At 62.3% G+C, this 18919-nt stretch carries 15 protein-coding genes; 14 read left to right on the plus strand and 1 reads right to left on the minus strand.

From position 1 onward, the window contains the following. Window positions 1–127 precede the first annotated feature (127 nt). Complete coding sequence (locus BLS51_RS19645; protein WP_090186921.1) at window positions 128–1516, plus strand: M23 family metallopeptidase; 1389 nt, start codon at window positions 128–130, stop codon at window positions 1514–1516. A gap of 113 nt (window positions 1517–1629) precedes the next feature. Further along, the gene (locus BLS51_RS19650) at window positions 1630–2727 is read left to right on the plus strand and encodes an anhydro-N-acetylmuramic acid kinase (RefSeq protein WP_090186924.1); all 1098 of its coding nucleotides are present in this window, start codon (window positions 1630–1632) and stop codon (window positions 2725–2727) included. 4 nt (window positions 2728–2731) lie between these two features. On the opposite strand, the gene BLS51_RS19655 is transcribed toward BLS51_RS19650, so the two are convergent. Continuing rightward, the gene (locus BLS51_RS19655) at window positions 2732–3655 is read right to left on the minus strand and encodes a helix-turn-helix domain-containing protein (RefSeq protein ID WP_090186927.1); all 924 of its coding nucleotides are present in this window, start codon (window positions 3653–3655) and stop codon (window positions 2732–2734) included. A gap of 145 nt (window positions 3656–3800) precedes the next feature. Between BLS51_RS19655 and BLS51_RS19660 the strand changes: the two genes are divergently transcribed. The 12 genes from BLS51_RS19660 to BLS51_RS19715 are packed head-to-tail and all read left to right on the plus strand — an operon-like array spanning window position 3801 to window position 18901. Further along, entirely contained in the window at window positions 3801–4772 is a 972-nt protein-coding gene (locus BLS51_RS19660; RefSeq protein ID WP_090187310.1) for an ABC transporter substrate-binding protein, read from the plus strand. A gap of 12 nt (window positions 4773–4784) precedes the next feature. Further along, window positions 4785–5810: an amidohydrolase family protein gene (locus BLS51_RS19665; RefSeq protein WP_090186929.1), complete on the plus strand. Its 1026-nt coding sequence runs from the start codon at window positions 4785–4787 to the stop codon at window positions 5808–5810. Between the two features lie 2 nt (window positions 5811–5812). Then, on the plus strand, window positions 5813–6661 hold the full coding sequence (locus BLS51_RS19670) for an amidohydrolase family protein (RefSeq protein ID WP_090186932.1): 849 nt from the start codon (window positions 5813–5815) through the stop codon (window positions 6659–6661). Between the two features lie 14 nt (window positions 6662–6675). Continuing rightward, entirely contained in the window at window positions 6676–7968 is a 1293-nt protein-coding gene (locus tag BLS51_RS19675) for an MFS transporter (RefSeq protein WP_090186936.1), read from the plus strand. 33 nt (window positions 7969–8001) lie between these two features. Continuing rightward, entirely contained in the window at window positions 8002–8988 is a 987-nt protein-coding gene (locus BLS51_RS19680; RefSeq protein WP_090186941.1) for a DODA-type extradiol aromatic ring-opening family dioxygenase, read from the plus strand. Between the two features lie 22 nt (window positions 8989–9010). Then, entirely contained in the window at window positions 9011–9868 is an 858-nt protein-coding gene (locus BLS51_RS19685) for an HpcH/HpaI aldolase family protein (RefSeq protein WP_090186945.1), read from the plus strand. Between the two features lies 1 nt (window position 9869). Then, the gene (locus tag BLS51_RS19690) at window positions 9870–11447 is read left to right on the plus strand and encodes an acetolactate synthase large subunit (protein WP_090186948.1); all 1578 of its coding nucleotides are present in this window, start codon (window positions 9870–9872) and stop codon (window positions 11445–11447) included. Window positions 11448–11460: 13 nt separating this feature from the next. After that, window positions 11461–12339 carry a substrate-binding domain-containing protein gene (locus tag BLS51_RS19695; protein ID WP_090186952.1) on the plus strand — a complete coding sequence of 293 codons (879 nt, stop codon included), beginning with the start codon at window positions 11461–11463 and terminating at the stop codon, window positions 12337–12339. Between the two features lie 40 nt (window positions 12340–12379). Beyond that, entirely contained in the window at window positions 12380–13945 is a 1566-nt protein-coding gene (locus BLS51_RS19700) for a DUF1302 domain-containing protein (RefSeq protein WP_229207647.1), read from the plus strand. 18 nt (window positions 13946–13963) lie between these two features. Further along, the gene (locus BLS51_RS19705; protein ID WP_090186955.1) at window positions 13964–15304 is read left to right on the plus strand and encodes a DUF1329 domain-containing protein; all 1341 of its coding nucleotides are present in this window, start codon (window positions 13964–13966) and stop codon (window positions 15302–15304) included. Between the two features lies 1 nt (window position 15305). After that, window positions 15306–16496, plus strand: coding sequence for a WD40/YVTN/BNR-like repeat-containing protein (locus tag BLS51_RS19710; RefSeq protein ID WP_090186958.1), 1191 nt, complete (start codon window positions 15306–15308; stop codon window positions 16494–16496). Next, window positions 16493–18901, plus strand: coding sequence for an efflux RND transporter permease subunit (locus BLS51_RS19715; protein ID WP_090186961.1), 2409 nt, complete (start codon window positions 16493–16495; stop codon window positions 18899–18901). The genes BLS51_RS19710 and BLS51_RS19715 overlap by 4 nt, the downstream gene beginning before the upstream one ends. The last annotated feature ends 18 nt before the right edge of the window (window positions 18902–18919 follow it).

The following is an 18919-nucleotide window of genomic DNA, read 5'->3' on the forward strand; positions in this document are numbered from 1 at the left end:
AGTCAGGCGCAGGAGTTTGTTATAATCCTCGATCCATCAATCTTGCCGCATGAAAACGAACAAAATAGATAATTAGAAGAAATAAAACGTTCCTGAATAGTTCAAGCGGCAAATTTTAACTGATTGCATGAACCAAATACATAAATTCACAAGCTCACGCTTGTTCAGTCTGCTAGGTTCTACGCGCAAGGCGCGCATCGTCAGCGCGTCTGCATTGTTTCTCGCAGTATGTGCTTTTGGTGCGGCCGGCGTAGCGCCACTCGCGCCTGACGCATCGGACCTGCCAGTGAAAACGGTACAGGAAGCAGTTGTCACGCCGGATCTGGGCGCGCAAATCACTGCGCTCGACCAGCAGTCTTCCAAGGCTCAGTTCGTTCACGAAGAGAAAATCCGCAACGGCGATACGCTGGCCACCCTGCTGCAACGCCTGGGTGTGGACGACGACGCGGCAGAGACTTTCATCAAGAAAGACAAGATCGCCAAGGGCGTCATGCAATTGAAATCGGGCAAGCGCGTCCAGGCGCAGACCGACGACGAAGGCAACCTGCAGTGGCTGCGCGCCACCGTGGTCGACGGCAAGGACGATCCGGTCACCAACATCAAGATCACCCGCCAGGGCGACAGCTTTGTTGCCACTGCCGAGCCAGCCAAGCTGGAACGCCGCGTTGAAATGCACGCGCGTACGATTAAATCGACGCTGTATGCGGCCACCGATTCCAGCGAAGACGGCGCCAAGCTGCCGGACACCATCGTCAAGCAGATCATTGAAATGTTCTCGACCAACGTTGACTTCCGCGGCGACCTGAAGCGCGGCGACAGCTTTAACGTGGTGTATGAAACCTTCTGGCAGGATGGCGAGTTTGTGCGCGCCGGCCGCGTGCTGGCAGGCGAACTGACCAACCGGGGCACGACCTATCAATCAGTGTGGTTTGAAGATCCGCAAAGCCGTCAAGGCGGCGGCTACTACAGCTTCGACGGCAAATCGCTGAAGAAAGCCTTCCTCAAATCGCCAGTCGAGTTTTCGCGTATTTCGTCCGGTTTCTCGATGCGTGTGCATCCGATTTCCGGCCAATGGAAAGCCCACAAGGGTATCGACTTCCCGGCGCCGACCGGCACGCCGATCCGCGCCGCCGGCGATGGCACGATTGACTTTGCCGGCACCATGAATGGCTACGGCAATTTCATCATCATCAAGCACTGGAACAACTACACCACTGCTTATGCGCACATGAGCCGCTTTGGCACCGGCATGAAAAAAGGCGCCAAAGTGTCGCAGGGCGACGTCATTGGTTATGTCGGCACCACCGGCTGGTCGACCGGCGCGCACTTGCACTACGAGTTCCGCGTTGGTGGCGAAGCACGCGATCCGGCCAAGATGAACGTCCAGGCACAAGCACCACTGACCGCTGCCGAAATGGGCCGCTTCAAAATTTACGCGAACGACATGACTCACCGCTTCGCACTGCTGCGTCCGGCCGGTGGCGGCAACAGCAATACGCGCGTCGCGCAAAAATAAGCGACAACCAATCAGCATCACCAAACAGGCCGCCTTGTCGGCCTGTTTTTTATTATGATGCGCTCTTGCGGTCGCCTCTTCCGTGCGACATCACACACATCCAGGGGGCAGGTATGCGTTTGTACATCGGTTTAATGTCAGGCACCAGCCTGGACGGCGTGGACGGCGCGCTGGCGCAGTTTGATGGCGACGCCATCACCACCATCGCGGCAGCCTACGTCGCCTTCCCGCCATCGCTGCGCGCCGAACTGATGGCCTTGCAGGCCAGGGGCGACAACGAGATCGAGCGCGAGGCGCTGGCGGCCAATCAGCTGGCGCAGCACTACGCGCAATGCGTGGCCGAACTGCTGCGCGAATCGGGCCACACGGCAGCCGAGGTGCATGCTGTCGCCGTGCATGGCCAGACCATCCGCCATCGTCCCGAGCTGGGCTTTACGCGCCAGACCAATAATTCTGCCCTGCTGGCCGAACTCTGCGGCATCGACGTGATTGCGGATTTCCGCAGCCGCGACATTGCCGCAGGCGGCCAGGGCGCGCCGCTGGTACCGGCCTTCCATCAGGCGCTGTTCGGCAAGGCCGGGCAGGCGCGCGTGGTGGCGAATATCGGCGGCATCTCCAACATCAGCGTATTGGGTGGCGATGGCCGCGTGACCGGCTTTGATACCGGCCCAGGCAATGTGCTGATGGATGGCTGGATACATCGCCATCGCCAGCAGGAATACGATGCGGACGGCGCCTGGGCGGCCAGCGGCAAGGTCATTCCCGACCTGCTTGCGGAGCTGCTGAAGGAACCGTATCTGGCGCTGCCGGCGCCCAAAAGCACCGGGCGCGACCTGTTCCACCTGGCATGGCTGGACAAGCGTCTTGCCGTCTACGCACCGGCCGCGCCGGAAGACGTGCAGCGCACGCTGACCGAATACACCGCCGTCACGCTGGCGGAGGCGATCAAGGCCTATGGCGGCGGCGCTGACGCGGTCTACATCTGTGGTGGCGGCGCCTACAACGGCGTGCTGATGGATGCGCTGGGCGCGGCCCTGGGCAATCAGGTGATGGTCGCTTCGACGCAAGCGCTGGGCGTGGCGCCCAACCGCGTCGAAGCGCTGGCGTTCGCGTGGCTGGGCTATCGCTTCAGCGAGCGGCTGGCCGGCAACCTGCCAGCCGTCACCGGCGCGCAGGGCGAGCGCGTGCTGGGCGCGCTGTACCCACACTAAGCTGCTACGAACGGCGCGCGGCGATGCGGAACTGGCTTGGCGTCTGTCCCACTTCCTTGCGGAAGAAACGCGTGAAATAGGCCGCATCGGTAAAGCCCAGCCAGTAGGCAATCTGCTCCATCGTCATGTCACCGAAGATCAGGTTGCGCTTGGCTTCGGTGATGATGCGTGCATGGATCATCTTGGTCGGGCTCTGCCCCGTCGCTGCCGCACAGGCCGCGCGCAGCTGCACCAGCGACACGCCCATCATCGACGCATAATTCTGCAACTGCAGATTCTCGCGATAGTGCTGGTCGATCAGCTCGCGGAAACGGTCGGCCAGCCGCACCTCGCTGCCGCTGGCCACCTTGCTCTCCAGTTCATCCATATGCGCGCCGCGCACCAGCATTAGCAGCAGCGATGTCAGCAAGGCCTCGGTGCCGACCACGTGGCCGATGGTCTTGGCCGCCACCTCGTGCGACAGCTTGCTGATCAGGCCAAAGAACTCGCCCGCCGATTCCGCCGCATACGACAGCGGTATCACGCGCGGCGACGCCCACAGCTTGATGAAGTCCTGCAGCTTGCTGTTGATCTGCTGGAGATAGGACACCTCGATGGTCACCACCCAGCGGTCCACATCCACTTCATAGTCCAGTCCATGCACCGCCTCGTTCGGCAGCAGCAGCGCGCATGGCGCCTCAAACGGCACGCTATGCCCTTCCAGATTCATCACGCCGCGTCCATTGCGCACGAAGATCACCTGCCCGTAGTGCGGGTGTGCGTGCGGCTCGGTACGCCACCGTCCACGTTCGGTGACGTGGCCGATGTTGACGAACCAGTTGTCCTTTTCCTCCGGATTGTCCACGTATAGCCGCACCTTGGGCACGGTCGTCAACTTGGGCTTGCCGTTGGCATCGCGTTGATACTTTGTCATCGCAGTATGAGTCATTGTCGCCTCCTGCCAAGCACTATATCCCTGACTTTTGGGCGAGACAATACGTCCGAACAAAAGTGCCAGCGAATGTAATTTTTGTGTAGAGACGCGCGCCGGCCCAACTTTTATCCTTGCTCCATCAAATCAAAGGAGAATGAAGTTGGCCACCAACGTTAAGCTGAAGATCGCGATCGCCGATCACCCGCACACCATCGCGATCAAGAATGGCACCATCCCGATCGAAGGCGTGGATGCGGAATTCGTCACCGTCAAGCCACAGATCGGCGCCTTCCGCCGCATGGTGCGCGAGGTTGAATTCGATGCGTGCGAACTGGCGCCAACCACCTACATCATCGCCCGTGCTTACGGTGCGCCGTTTGTCGCATTGCCGATCTTCGTGGTGCGCCGCTTCCATCACGGCGGCCTGCTGGTGCGCCCGGACGCCAACATCAAACATCCCAAAGACCTGGAGGGCAAAAAGGTCGGCGTCCGTGCCTACTCGGTCACCACCGGCGTGTGGAACCGCCAGGTGCTGATCGACGAATTCGGACTCGATGCCTCCAAGGTCACCTGGGTGGTCGACGATGAAGAACACGTCACGCAACTGAAACTGCCATCGAACGTGATCCACGCCGCAGCCGACACCTCGCTGGCCGACATGATGGCCAAGGGCGAACTGGTCGCCGGCCTGGAAGGCGCGGCAGGCATCGGCCGCACCGGGGCGCCAACCGGCGGCTGGCAGGAGGTGGAAGCCGACTATCCGGACCTGCTGCCGAATGCCGCCGACATCGAAACCGAATACTACGCCCGCACCGGCGTGTATCCGATGCACGGCACCATCGTCGTCAAGGATGCGGTGCTGGCCGAGCATCCATGGATCGCCAGGTCGCTCTACAACGCCTTCGACCAGGCCAAGCGCGAATGGCTGGCACGCCTGGACGCCGGCGAAGGCACGCCGGCTGACAAGAAATACATCGAACTGCGCAAGATCGTCGGCCACGACCCTCTGCCTTACGGCATCCAGGAAAACCTGAAGACCATCGAGACGCTGGAAGCCACCGCCTTCAAGCAAGGCCTGACGCCACGCCGCATGGCGCTGCACGAACTGTTCGTCGACCCGAACGCACAATAACACGGAGACACCATGATTATCGATTGCCACGGTCACTTCACGACCGTCCCCAAATCCTTCCGCGACTTCCGCGCCAGGCAGGTGGAATTCGCCAACAATCCAGCCAATGGCCCATCGCGCGCCGAGGCCTTCGTTTCCGACGATCAGATCCGCGAAGCGGTCGGCGGCGGCCAGCTAAAGCTGCAACAGGAACGCGGCGGCGACCTGACGCTGTTCTCGCCGATCGCCGGTCTGATGAGCCACCACCTCGGCAACGAGCGCACCAGCATCGAGTGGGCGGAAATCTCGAACGACCTGGTACACCGCGTCACCGAAATGTACCCGGATAATTTCGCGCCGGTGTGCCAGCTGCCGCAGTCGCCACTGGCACCGCCGAAGAACAGCGTCCCCGAGCTGCGCCGCTGCATCGAGGAACTGGGCTTCGTCGGCTGCAACCTGAATCCTGATCCGACCGGCGGCTACTGGACCGGCACACCGGTCACCGACAAGGAATGGTATCCGCTGTTCGAAGCGCTGTGCGACCTTGATGTGCCGGCCATGATCCACGTCGCCGCTTCGTGCAACCCATGCTTCCACGGCACCGGCGCCCATTATCTGAACGCCGATACCTCGGTGTTCATGCAGATCCTGCAATCGAACCTGTTCAAGGACTTCCCTACCCTGCGCCTGATCATTCCACATGGCGGCGGCGCCGTGCCGTATCACTGGGGCCGTTACCGCGGCATGTCGCTGGAGATGATGGAGCGCCCGCTGGAAGGCCTGCTGAATAACGTCTTCTTCGATACTTGCGTCTACCACCAGCCAGGCGTCGAACTGCTGACCAAGGTGATCCCGGCCGACAATGTGCTGTTTGGTTCCGAGATGATCGGTGCGGTGCGCGGCAAAGACCCGTGCACCGGCCACTACTTCGACGACACCAAGCGCTATGTCGACGGCATCGCTTCGCTGACCGACGAAGACCGCTACAAAATCTTTGAAGGCAACGCACGCCGCGTGTTCCCGCGCCTGGATCAACGCCTGAAAGCACAAGGTAAATAATCATGACCTCCATCGTAGACATCCACCCGCACATCATCTCGGATGATGAGAATGCCTATCCACCGGCGCCGCTGTTCGGCAAGCGCTCCGACTGGTCGCAGGAACGCCCCAGCAGCGTGGAAGCGCTGATCGCCGCCATGGACGCCGCTGGCGTGGCCAAGGCCGCCGTGGTCCACTCGTCCACCACCTACGGCTTCGACAACAGCTATGTGGTCGACGGCTGCAACAAGTACAAGGACCGCCTGGTCGCGGTCGGCTCGGTCGACGTGCTGGCGGAAGACGCCACACAGCGCATCATCGAATGGAAGGACCGTGGCCTGGCCGGCCTGCGCCTGTTCACCGGCGGCAGCACCAAGGAGTTCGATCCGAGCGAACTGGATGATCCGCGCTCTTTCCCTGCGTGGGAACTGTGCGCGGAACTGAATATTCCGATGTGCATCCAGACCGGGCCGATCGGCCTGCCGCAAGTGACTGCGCTGGCCAAGCGCTTCCCGAAAGTCAAAATCATCCTCGACCACCTGGGCCGTCCGGACGTGCTGGATGGTCCTCCGTACGCCAATGCCAAATCGATGTTCGACCTGGCGCCGCTGGAAAATATCTACTTCAAGCTGACACCGCGCATCTTTGGCGATGTGAGGAAGGAAAAGGCCGGCGCCGAGACTTTCTTCCCGGCCGTGGTGAAAGCGTTCGGCGCACAGCGCCTGGCGTGGGGTTCGAACTTTCCGACCTCGCCCGGCACGCTGGCGGAAATCCTCGCCACGGCGCAAAATGGCCTGGCCTCGCTAAGCGATGAAGACCGTGCCTGGATCTTCGAGAAAACCGCCAAGCAGCTGTACCCATCGCTGGCCTGAGCAGAAAGAAGAACATGGAGACACCTCATAACAAACGGCACGGCGCCAGCAGTCCATGGCCCATCCTCGCGCTGCTGGCGATCGGCCTGCTGATCTCGTTCGTCGACCGTACCAGCCTGTCGTCCGCGCTGGCCGACAAGGGCTTCGTGCAGGAGTTCGCGCTGACCAGCGTGGAGCGCGGCTGGCTCAACTCGGCCTTCTTCTGGACCTATGGCCTGATGCAAATGCCAATGGGCTGGGTGGTCGACCGCTACGGCGTCAAGTGGCCGTACACCATCTGCTTTGTGGCCTGGTGCGCCGCCGCTACGCTGACCGGCATGGTCACTGCGTTGTCGGCGCTAATCCTGATGCGCCTGATCATCGGCGCGGCCGAAGCGGTCGTCATCCCGGCCAGCTACCGCTGGATCGGCAGTAATTTCGACGAGAGCCAGAAGGGACTGGCGGTCGGCCTGTTCACCATGGGCGGCAAGTTCGGTCCGGCGATCGGCGCGCCGATCGCCGCCTGGATCATCGTCAACTACTCGTGGCAGTTCATGTTTGTGGCCACCGGCCTGGTTGGCCTGCTGTGGCTAGCACCATGGCTGCTGCTGGTGCGGAATGACTTTCCGACCAAAGCGGAACTGGCGGTCAACAAGCGCAAGGCGTCGTCGGTCACGGTTGGCAACCTGCTGGCCAGCCCGGTCGTCTGGGGCGGCATGATCAACAACTTCTGTTACGGTTACTTCACTTTCTATTGCATGACGTGGATGCCGGCTTACCTGGTCGAGCAACGTGGCTTGTCGCTGTCGTCTTCGGGCCTGTACACCTTCGTCAGCTTCGCCGGCATCGCCATTGTCGCCACGCTGGCCGGCTGGGGCGCGGACCGGGTCATCGCTCGCGGCCACGACGCGGTCAAGGTGCGCAAGGCTTTCATCATCGCCGGCTTTATCGGCGGCAGCAGCGTGCTGTTTGGCGTGTATGCGACATCGCTGGAAGCGGCGCTGTTCTGGAACGTGCTGTCGTTGTCGCTGCTGGGGCTCGTCACCGCCAACAACCTGGCGCTGTGCAAGCTGACGCTGATCCCCAAGCAAGCCATCGGCTTGAACACCGGCGTGCAGCAGGTGGCTACCAGTCTTGCTGGCGGCATCTCTGCAACAGTCTCCGGCTGGCTGCTGCACACCAGCGGCAATTACAACCTGCCGATGATGGTGATCTTCGTGATCCTGCTGATCGGCGCGGCAAGCACGCTGATCCTGCTGCAGCGCAAATGGGCGCCCAAAGTCGCCGATGAAGAAGCTGCCGCTAAAACGACCGGGGCAATCGCCTGAAGCGTCGTACGAAAAATCTACTAAGGAATACTCATGGCAAAAATCGTATTCGGCATGGCAGTGCCGCATAGTGGCATGCTCGGCCAGGCTCCGGAAGACTGGCTGAAAAACGGCGAACGTGATCGCAATAATCCGGAACTATGGTTCCGCAACCGCACCTGGACTTATCCGGAACTGGAAGCGCACCGCGCAGCAGCGTTCGAACAATACCTGACCATCGAAGAACGCACCGAGCGCGCCGCCCGCTGCCGCACTGCGCTGGACAAGATGGCGCAAGCCTACCGGGACGCAAAGATCGATGTGGCGATCATCCTCGGCAAAGACCAGAAGGAGATATTCCTCGACTTCTCGCCGTCGATCGCGATCTACAGCGGTGAGGAAGTGCATAACGGCCCGCCGCAACGCTCGGTGTATGCGCCGGACCATCATGTAACGCACCAGTGCCATCCTGGCCTGGCCAAGCACCTGATCGACAGCTTCCAGAAAGAGGGCTTCGACCTGACCGACCTGTTCCAGTGGCCGGACAACGTCTGGATGAAACCCCTGCCGGATTATCCGGTGGCGCCGCACGCCTACAGCTTTGTCTACCACCAGATCATGGATGACAATCCGCCGCCGCATGTGCCGATCATCATGAACTGCTTCTATCCGCCGACGCAGCCATCCATGGCGCGCTGCATCGAGTTCGGCCGCGTGCTGCGGGATGCGGTCAAGGCCTGGCCGGAGGATGTCCGGGTTGGCATCTTCGCCTCCGGCGGCCTATCGCACTTCGTCAACGACGAGGAATTCGACCACAAGGTCATGAAGATGCTGGGCGAGTACGACTACCAAGGCCTGGCCGCCATTCCCGACGGTTACTACCAGTCCGGCACCTCGGAAATCAAGCTGTATGTCAGCGTGATGAAAGCCGTGGAAGAAACCGGCGCCGAAATGACCGTGGTGGATTACGTCCCTTGCTGGCGCACTGCCGCCGGTACTGGCGAAGGCATGGGCTTCATGTACTGGAACGCCGAACAATAACTGACAGATTACGAGGAACATCATGAGCAATATCCGCCTGAATGGCATCATCCGCGCCTGGGAACAAGGCAAGGTCGCTTTCACCGCCTTCTCCAAGATCGACAAGCAGTCCGCCATCGACATGAGCGACGCGCCGTATGACGGCATCGTGTTCGAGATGGAGCACAATCCCTACGACGTTTCGGCGCTGGGCGATTCGCTGCAGTACCTGTTGAACCGCAAGCAGATCGCCACCGCTGGCTCGCTAGCGCCGCAAGTGACGCCGCTGGCGCGTATTCCGGCCAATGGCGTCGAGATGAATCAGTCGTTCGCCAAGCAGGTGCTGGATCGTGGTGTGTATGGTGTCATCACGCCGCACGTGGCGACCGTGGAGCAGGCGTATAACGCGGTGGCGTCGTGCCGTTACGCGCGGCCGAAGAACGCGCCGCTGTACGAGCCGAAAGGCGTGCGTGGCGATGGCCCGATGAACGCCTCGCGCTACTGGGGCCTGACGCAGCAGGAGTATTACGCCAGGGCCGACGTGTGGCCGCTGGCGCCGCAAGGCGAAATCCTGTGCGGCCTGATGATCGAATCGACGCAGGCGATCCAGAACCTGGACGACATGCTGGCCAATGTACCGGGTATCGGTTTCGTGCTGATCGGCGAAGGGGATCTGTCGCAGGAACTGGGCCTGGCGCGCCAGTATGATCACCCGGAGGTGCTGGCCGCCATGGGGCAAATTGTCGCGACTTGCCACAAGCACGGTGTCAAGGTCGGCAACCCGCACGTCACCGCCAACAATTACGAGCGTCTGCTGAAGGAAGGATATAGCTTCCTGATGTCGGCGCCGCAGCGCAGCTACGGCGTGATCGGCAAGGCGCGCGAAATGGCGGGGTACTAAGATGAACGGCGCCGAAAGCCTGGTCAAGACGCTGACTGATCAGGGTGTCGATATCTGCTTCGCCAATCCTGGCACCTCGGAAATGCACTTCCTGAAGGCGCTGGAGAATCCGCGCATGCGCAGCGTGTTGTGCCTGTTCGAAGGCGTCTGTACCGGTGCGGCGGATGGCTACTACCGCATGAAGGGCACGCCGGCTTCCACGCTGCTGCACCTGGGCCCCGGCCTGGCGAATGGGCTGGCGAATATCCACAACGCCAAACGCGCGTCGTCCGGCATGGTGAACATCGTCGGCGAGCATTCGGCATCGCACCTGAAATATGATCCGCCGCTGACGTCGGACATTGAAGGCCTCGCCCGGCCACTCAGCCATTGGGTGCGCCGTGTCGAGTCGCCGCATTCCGTGGCTTGGGACGTCAGTACGGCTATCGGGAAAGCCAGCGAGCATCCCGGCAAGATTGCCACGCTACTGCTGCCCGGCGATGCATCGTGGCAGGAAGCCAGCCCACTTCCCGCCGATGCTAGCGCCTGGCGTGGCACGCCGGCCGGCGTGCCTGACGCGCCACAGATAAAACGTCCCGAGCCAGCACGGGTGGAGGCTATCGCCAAGGTGCTGCGCTCCGGCGAGCCGACGCTGGTCATACTGGCCAACCGCGCCACGCGCGGCGAAGCAGTGGAACTGGCCGGCAAGCTGAAAGCCGCCACCGGTTGCCGCCTGGCGACGCAGTTCTTCACCTCCCGCATCGAGCGCGGCGCCGGCCGCGTCACGCTGGAACGCATTCCCTACGCTGTGCCACAGGCGCTGGAATTCCTCAAAGGCTTCAAGCACATCATCACGCTGGAAACCACCGAACCGATCGCCTTCTTCAGCTACCCGGACAAACCGTCGCTGCTGAAAGCTCCCGGCACCACGGTTCACGCGCTGAGCGAAGCCGACGAAGACAGCGCCGCCGCCCTGCAAATGCTGCTGTACGCACTGGACGCCAGCACGACAAAAGCGGTGCTGCAACCACGCGCCGAAGCCATCGCGCCACAAGGCGCGCTGAACCCGGCCAGCATCGCCGCCGCCCTGGCCGCCGCGCTGCCCGAGCACTGCATCCTGGTCGATGAATCGCTGACCACCGGCCGCGAAACCATGGGCCTGACTGTCGGCGCCGCGCCGCATGACCTGATCAACAACATGGGCGGTTCTATCGGCTATGGCACGCCGGTCGCCACCGGCGCCGCACTTGCCTGCCCGGACCGGCGCGTGTTCTGCATGGTCGGCGACGGCAGCGCCATGTACACCATCCAGTCGCTGTGGACGCAAGCGCGTGAAGGACTGAACGTCACCACCATCATCTTTGCCAACAACAGCTACGCCATCCTGAAAGCAGAATACGCCAACATGGGCGCCGGTGCCCCCGGCCCGCAAGCGCTGGCGATGATCGACATCGACAAGCCTCGCATCGACTGGCTGGCCATGGCTACGAGCATGGGCGTACCCGCCGTCTCCGTCGACACCGCCGAAGGCTTCCACAAGGCGATGGTGAACTCCGCGCGCGAACAAGGCCCGACCCTGATCGAAGTCCGCCTGTACTAACCAAGGAACCCCTATGACCACCGTATTACGCACCAATCTCTCCGAATACAAAGTAAGCAAGGCTCTGCTGGACGGCCGCGTTTCGTCAGACATCGTCAAGCTGGATTTCTGCGGCCCGACGCCGGCGCACAACGGCTTCAAGGCCATGGTGCGCGAAAACAAATTCGATGCCGGCGAACTGGCCATTGTCACCTTCCTGCAAGCGAAAGCCTACGGCAAGCCTTACGTGCTGCTGCCGGCGCCGATCTCCGGTCGCTTCCAGCACCACTGCGCAGGCTTCAATATCGATTTCGGCCACCTCGATCCGAAAGACATTGAAGGCCGCGAGGTCGGCGTGCGTACCTATACGCAAACCACCGCGCTGTGGATACGCGGCATCCTGCGCCACGAGTACGGCGTCGACCTGGACAAGGTGATCTGGCGCACGCTGGGGGATGGCCACCTGGCCGAATACAGCGATCCCTCCAACTGCGTACGTCTGCCCGCCGGCGCGTCGATCCCCGACATGATGATGAAAGGCGAACTGGCGGCCGCCCTGCTCGGCGAAGACATGCCGAAGGACGAGCGCGTGCGCACGCTGGTGCCGGACGCGCACAACGCCGCCATCAAATGGTTCGAACGCGAAGGCGTCGTGCCGGTCAATCACTTCTTCGTCGTCCATGCAGACGTGTCGAAGAAGAATCCGGACGTGGTGCGCGAAATCTACCGAATGCTTATCCAGGGCCGCCAACAGGCAGAGGGCGGCGTGCCGGCCATCTTCCCGCCGATCGGGCTGGAAGCCAACCGCAAGGGCATCCAGATGGCGATTGACTGGGCCCTCGATCAAAAAATTATCCCGCGACGCCTGTCGGTCGACGAACTGTTCGACGACATCACCGGCAGCCTCGGATAAAAAGCAGTGCCCGTTCAAAAACTAAAACAACGGAGACAAAATGAAAAAAGCAGCAATCGCATCCGCCATCGCCACGATGATGACGGGCGCCACAGTCCATGCAGCAGACCTGAATCCCGGCGGCGAATGGCAAATTCGCTGGGATAATACCCTCAAGTACAGTGCCGGCGCGCGCGTCGAAGCGCGTGACCCAGCACTGATTACCGGCGCCACGAAAGTCAATAACGACGATGGTGACCGCAACTTCAGTACCGGCCTGATTTCGAGTCGCTACGACCTGCTGACCGAGTTCGACATCCAGAAGGACGGCTTTGGCCTGCGCCTGAGCGGCGCGGCATGGTATGACTCGGTGTACAACCGCGCCACGGCCAACTACGCCAGCAGCAGCAACAACGTCAGCCGCCCGGCCAACCAGTTCTCGCCGGAGACACAGCGCATCGCCGGCCGCAACGCCGAGATGCTGGACTGGTTTGTCTTTGGCCGCAACCAGATCGGCGACGCGACGCTGTCCTACCGCCTCGGTCAGCACTCGCTGATCTGGGGCACCACGCTGTTCTTCGGCATGAACGGCATGGCCAAGGGCATGGCGCCGATCGACCTGTACAAGCTGTCGATTCCAGGCACGCAGGCCAAGGAAACCACGATTCCTGTGCCGCAGCTGTCCAGCACCCTGCAGCTAACCAATGACACCAGCGTCGAAGCTTATGTACAGTTCAAGTACCGCCCTACCCGCCTGCATCCGGCCGGCAGCTACCTGAGCGCGACCGACATGCTGGGCGACGGCGCCGAATCGATGTACGCCGGTCCGCTGAAACTGAAGAAAATGGGACTGGTCAAAGGCGACCTGCCGAACAACTTCGGCTTCGCGCTGAACACCCGCAGCGAGACGCTGGACGCCGACCTGGGCTTCTACGCCACGCGCTACAACGACGCTTCCACGCAGGTGGTAACGCAAGCGGCGACGCAGCGTTATTACCTGGCCGTGCCGAATGGCGTGCGCGCTTTCGGCGCCAGCATCTCGCGCCTGGTAGGCATCGCCAACGTTGGCCTGGAGGTGTCGGTGCGTGACGGCCAGCCGCTGGTGGCCAAGCAAGGCACGGTAGTGCTGCCGGTCGGCCAGACTGCCGCCTGGCTGAACGACAATACGCCTTATCCTACCGGCCGTACTTCGCACCTCAACCTGTCCACCACCATCGTCAGCGGCGCAACGGGCGCGTGGGATGGTTTGGCGGTGGTTGGCGAGCTGTCGGCCAATCATCTGAACAGCGTGAAGGAAAACGCCGCCAAGGTCGACACCGCACTCAATACCACCAGCTACGGCGGCCGCATTGTTGTGACGCCGACCTGGTATCAGGTGGCATCCGGACTGGATTTGAGCGTGCCGGTCAATGTGGGCTGGTCGTTCAAGGGGCGCTCGGTGATTGACACCGCGTTTCCGTTCTCCGGCAGCCCGGACAAGGGCGGCGAGATCGCGGTCGGTGTGACCGGCACTTACCTGACCAGGTACATCGCCAACCTGACCTTCATCAATTATCGCGGCAAGGCCACCAGCCAACCGCTGCTGGATCGCGACTATGTGCGTTTCAGCCTGCAAACCAGCTTCTGATCAAGAGGAGACATCAAGATGAAAAAGAATATCAGCACCTGGCTGGCACTCGGCCTGGCCTCCATCGTCGCCACCGCTGCGGCACAGGCCCCCAACCTGAAATCCGGTGCGCTGACGCCGATGGGCGCGGAACGCGCCGGCAACAAGGATGGCAGCATTCCGGCATGGGACGGCAAGGCCGTCGACACCAAACCGGGCGCGGACAACAAGCGTCCTGACCCTTACGCCAGCGAGAAGCCGGTGCTGGCGATTAATGCGGCCAATGTCGCGCAGTATGCGGACAAGCTGAGTGACGGCACCAGGGCGCTGCTGGCGAAATGGCCGGGCATGCGTATCGATGTCTATCCATCGCACCGCAGCGCGGTGTTCTCGCAGGCGATCTACGATGCGGTGGCCGCCAACGCCACGCGCGCCAAGCTGACCAACGGCGGCCTCACTGTGGAAGGTGCTTATGGCGGCATTCCGTTCCCGGTACCGAAGAATGGTCATGAGGCCTTGTGGAATCACATGCTGAGCTATCGCGGCCAGCTGACCACCTTCACCGCCGACAAATACGTGATGACCTCCGGCGGCGATCGCGTGCTGACCAATCGCCAGCGCACCAACCTGGCGTATCCGTACTATGACCCGAAAGGCAAGCCGGATGGTTTCAGCGGTGAGTGGGCACGCGCTCGCCTGGATGTCACCGAACCGCCAGCCAACGCCGGCCAGGCGTTGATGACCATCGACTATGTCGACAACTACACCAGGCCGAAGGACGGCTGGCAATACGTGCCGGGCCAGCGACGCGTGCGCAAGTCGCCGTCGCTGGTGTACGACACGCCGGATGCCTCCGCCGCCGGCCTGGCCAACTTCGACGATGTGAACCTGTTCATTGGCGCGCAGGATCGTTATGAGGTCAAACTGATGGGCAAGAAGGAGATCTACATCCCATATAACAACAATGGTTTGTTCCGCAAGCCGGTAAATGCGGTGATCGGCAAGGGCACGCTGAATCCGGATGCGGTGCGCTGGGAACTGCATCGCGTGTGGGTGCTGGAGGCGTCACTGGCCAACGGCAAACGCAACGTTGCAGCCAAGCGCCGCCTGTATCTGGACGAAGATACCTGGCAAGCCGTGCTGGCCGATACCTGGGATGCACAGGGCAAGCTGTGGAAGACCGGCCAGGCCTATACGCTGCTTGCCGGCGATGAGCCATCGGCCAGCACCTTGAGCTACACCTGGTACGACTTGCTGTCCGGCGGCTGGGTGTATGCGGCGGCGATCAACGAGACCGGCGGCGTGTCGTATCAGGACTACGACGCCAGGCAGCTGAGCAAGTTCACCTCCAGCGCGCTGGCCAGCGGCGGCGTGCGCTGATATGAAGCCGTTCAGCATCAAACATCGACTGCCAGCGGCCGCAATGCTGGCGGCTTGCGCTGCTGGCTGGTGCGGCGCCAGCAGCGCGACGGCTGCGGCCAAGGCGCTGCCGGCTGCGTTGCAGCGGCCGGCACTGAAGGTGGCACGGCCGGAGCAGGCCAACCTGATGGCGGTGGTCCGCGCCGGCAACCGCCTGGTGGCGGCCGGTGAACGTGGGCTCATCATCTATTCGGACGACTCCGGCCATCACTGGACACAAGCGCAAGTACCGGTCAGCGTCACGCTGACCGCGCTGCGCTTCGTCAATGAGCGTGACGGCTGGGCAGTCGGCAATATGGGAGCGATCCTGCGCAGCACCGATGGTGGCACAAGCTGGAAGCGCGTCTTCGATGGCCAGCAGGCCGCTGCCCTGGCAGAGCAGGCCGCGCAAGCCGCATGGGACGCCGCCAAGCCAGATCCCAACGACGCCGAGCATCCTCTGAACCTGCTGCTGGAAGACGCTCACCGCCTGGTGGACGAAGGCGCCGACAAGCCCTTCCTCGACCTGCGCCTGCAAGTCGATGGCTCGGTGCTGGCTGTTGGCGCCTACGGACTGGCCTACTCCAGCGCGGACGACGGCAAGACCTGGCAGGCCCTGATGAAGAACCTGCCGAATCCAAACGGCGCCACCTACTACGGCATCGCCGAACGCCAGCAGGAACAATATCTGTTTGGCGAACAAGGCGTGTTACTGCGCACCGCCACGCCTGGTGCAGCGTTCGCCGCACAAACATCACCAGCCAGCGGCAGCCTGTTTGGCGGCCTTACTACCCGCCAGGGCACGCTGATGCTGTATGGATTGCGCGGCAAAGTCTATCGCAGTGGCGAAGCGGGCGCCGATTGGACCGAGGTGCAGACACCAGTCGACGCCTCGCTGATCACCGGCCTGCAACTGCCGGATAACACCGTGCTGCTGCTCGGCTCCGCCGGCCAGATTGTCGCCAGCAAGGACCAGGGACAAAGCTTTACCGCGCTGCCGCTGAAGACCCGTTTCCCGTTCACCGGTGCCACCGTCGCGCCGAACGGCACGCTCATCATCACCGGCACACGCGGCCTGCTGCGCCTCCCCGCCACCAGTGCGACCGCAACGACGGACGGCGCCCCTTCCAGCCGCGCCACGCCAGCCCTTACTTCTAAAGCCGCAAAGCCATGAACACCTCGCATCAGAATCACGCTCCCTTCGATCCCAACTCCGGCAATCGCCTGGAGCGCTTCGTGTTCGGCTATCGCCGCGTGCTGCTGGCGTTCTGCCTGCTGGTGACGGTGCTGCTTGGCTGGCAAGCCAGCCGCATCGTTCCCAACGCCAGCTTCGACGGCATGCTGCCGATGAATCACCCTTATCTGCAAAACTATCTGTCCGAACGCAAGAAGCTGGTCTCGCAAGCCAACAGCCTGCGCATCGTGGTCGAGCACAAAGGCAACGGCAGCATTCTCGACCAGCACTACCTCGACACCCTGCGCCATATCAACGACGACTTGTTCCTGCTGCCCGGCGTCGTGCGCGGCCAGCTCAAATCCCTATGGACGCCGTCCACGCGCTGGACTGCCGTCACCGAACGCGGTTTCGAAGGCGGCACCGTTATCCCCGACGACTACGATGGCTCGGCAGGCGCGCTGGCCCGCGTGCGCCTCAATATCGAACGCTCCGGCGAAGTCGGTCAACTGGTTGCGCGCGACTTCCAGTCCAGCGCCCTGATCGTTCCTCTCGCGGAGCGTGACGAAAACGGCAAGGAACTCGATTACGCCGCCCTGTCGCAAGTGCTGGAACAACTGCGCGCAAAATACCATGCCGACAGCATCGAGATCCACATCACCGGCTTCGCCAAAGTCGCAGGAGACCTGCTTGAAGGACTGCTACAAGTGCTGGCCTTCTTCGCCCTGGCCGCAGCCATCGTCACCGCCATCGTCTACTGGTACACGCGCTGCATCCGCAGCACGCTGCTGGTGGTGACCTGCTCACTGGTCGCAGTGATCTGGCAACTCGGCCTGTTGCCGATGCTCGGCTACGCACTCGATCCTTACGCCGTGTTGGTCCCCTTCCTGGTATTCGCTATCGGCATGAGCCACGGCGCGCAAAAAATGAACGGCATCATGCAGGACATCGGCCGTGGCATGCACCGCCTGGTCGCCGCGCGCTACACCTTCCGCCGCCTGTTCATGGCCGGCTTCACCGCGCTGGCCTGCGACGCCGTCGGCTTTGCCGTACTGATGATGCTGGACATCCAGTCGATCCGCCGCCTCGCCATCACCGCCAGCCTTGGCGTCGCCATCCTGGTCATCACCAACCTGATCCTGCTGCCGGTGCTGCTCAGCTACACCGGCGTCAGCGCCAGGGCCGCAAAGCGCGCCGCGCTGGCGGACAGCCATGCCGATGAGCGCCGCACGCTGTGGACCTGGCTGTGCAAATTCACCCAGCCGCGCTGGGCGCTGGCCACGATCACCATCGCTGCCCTGCTGGGCGCCTACGGCCTGCATGCCAGCCGCCAGTTGCAAGTCGGCGACCTTGATGCCGGCGCGCCGGAGCTGCGTGCCGATTCCCGCTACAATCAGGACAACCACTACCTCACGCAGCACTACAGCACCAGTAGCGATGTTCTGGTAATCATGGTGCGCACGCCGGTGCAAGGTGCGATGAAACTATCGGTGCTGGAACGGGTGGATGACCTGGAATGGCAACTGCGACAGGTGGAAGGCGTGGAAACCACGCAGTCGGTCGCCTCGCTGGCGCGGCAAAGCGCGGTGGGCATGAACGAAGGGAATCCGCGCTGGTACGAACTGCAACCGAATCAGGCCGCGTTGAACACCGCCAGCTCGCGCGCGCCGCGCAGCCTGGTCAACCCGGACTTCTCGCTGCTGCAATTGCAGGTCTACCTGAGCGACCACAAGGCTGCCACACTACGCCGTGTCAGCGCCGCCGTCGAAGCCTTCGCCAAAGAGAATGACAGCCCGGAAGCGCAATTCCTGCTTGCCGCCGGCAACGCTGGTTTCGAAGCCGCCACCAACGCCGTGGTCGAAAAAGCCAACCACGAGATGCTGTTGCTGGTCTACGCCGCCGTGCTGGTGCTAGCCTACGTCACTTTCCGCGACTGGCGCGCGGTGGCCTGCGCCATCCTCCCGCTGATGCTGACCTCGGTACTGGCGGAAGCGCTGATGGTGTGGCTGAACATCGGCCTCAAGGTGGCAACGCTGCCGGTGGTGGCACTGGGCGTAGGCATTGGCATCGACTACGCGCTGTACGTGTTGAGCATCATGCTGCAACAGATGCGGCTTGGTCTGCCGCTGGCGCAAGCCTATCATCGCGCATTGCTGTTCACCGGCCGCGTGGTGATGCTGACCGGCGTGACACTGGCGCTCGGTGTCGCTACCTGGGCACTGTCGCCGATCAAGTTCCAGGCCGACATGGGCGTGCTGCTGGCGTTTATGTTCATCGTCAACATGATCGGCGCACTGGTGCTGCTGCCGGCGCTGGCGCGCTTCCTGTTGAAGCCACCAGCGCAGATTGCAGCCGAACAGCAGCTGCATGAGCCCAAACTCAAACGCAGCGCCTCTTCGGTATAGAATGGTCATCATTGCTCA

The organism is Duganella sp. OV510, assembly GCF_900100205.1.
Lineage (GTDB): Bacteria > Pseudomonadota > Gammaproteobacteria > Burkholderiales > Burkholderiaceae_D > Rugamonas.

Bases quoted from the DNA above. Each gene is read 5' to 3' on its own strand.
- BLS51_RS19645 (WP_090186921.1), top strand. From the start codon at position 128: ATGAACCAAATACATAAATTCACAAGCTCACGCTTGTTCAGTCTGCTA.
- BLS51_RS19650 (WP_090186924.1), top strand. From the start codon at position 1,630: ATGCGTTTGTACATCGGTTTAATGTCAGGCACCAGCCTGGACGGCGTG.
- BLS51_RS19655 (WP_090186927.1), bottom strand. From the start codon at position 3,655: ATGACTCATACTGCGATGACAAAGTATCAACGCGATGCCAACGGCAAG.
- BLS51_RS19665 (WP_090186929.1), top strand. From the start codon at position 4,785: ATGATTATCGATTGCCACGGTCACTTCACGACCGTCCCCAAATCCTTC.
- BLS51_RS19670 (WP_090186932.1), top strand. From the start codon at position 5,813: ATGACCTCCATCGTAGACATCCACCCGCACATCATCTCGGATGATGAG.
- BLS51_RS19675 (WP_090186936.1), top strand. From the start codon at position 6,676: ATGGAGACACCTCATAACAAACGGCACGGCGCCAGCAGTCCATGGCCC.
- BLS51_RS19680 (WP_090186941.1), top strand. From the start codon at position 8,002: ATGGCAAAAATCGTATTCGGCATGGCAGTGCCGCATAGTGGCATGCTC.
- BLS51_RS19685 (WP_090186945.1), top strand. From the start codon at position 9,011: ATGAGCAATATCCGCCTGAATGGCATCATCCGCGCCTGGGAACAAGGC.
- BLS51_RS19690 (WP_090186948.1), top strand. From the start codon at position 9,870: ATGAACGGCGCCGAAAGCCTGGTCAAGACGCTGACTGATCAGGGTGTC.
- BLS51_RS19695 (WP_090186952.1), top strand. From the start codon at position 11,461: ATGACCACCGTATTACGCACCAATCTCTCCGAATACAAAGTAAGCAAG.
- BLS51_RS19700 (WP_229207647.1), top strand. From the start codon at position 12,380: ATGAAAAAAGCAGCAATCGCATCCGCCATCGCCACGATGATGACGGGC.
- BLS51_RS19705 (WP_090186955.1), top strand. From the start codon at position 13,964: ATGAAAAAGAATATCAGCACCTGGCTGGCACTCGGCCTGGCCTCCATC.
- BLS51_RS19710 (WP_090186958.1), top strand. From the start codon at position 15,306: ATGAAGCCGTTCAGCATCAAACATCGACTGCCAGCGGCCGCAATGCTG.
- BLS51_RS19715 (WP_090186961.1), top strand. From the start codon at position 16,493: ATGAACACCTCGCATCAGAATCACGCTCCCTTCGATCCCAACTCCGGC.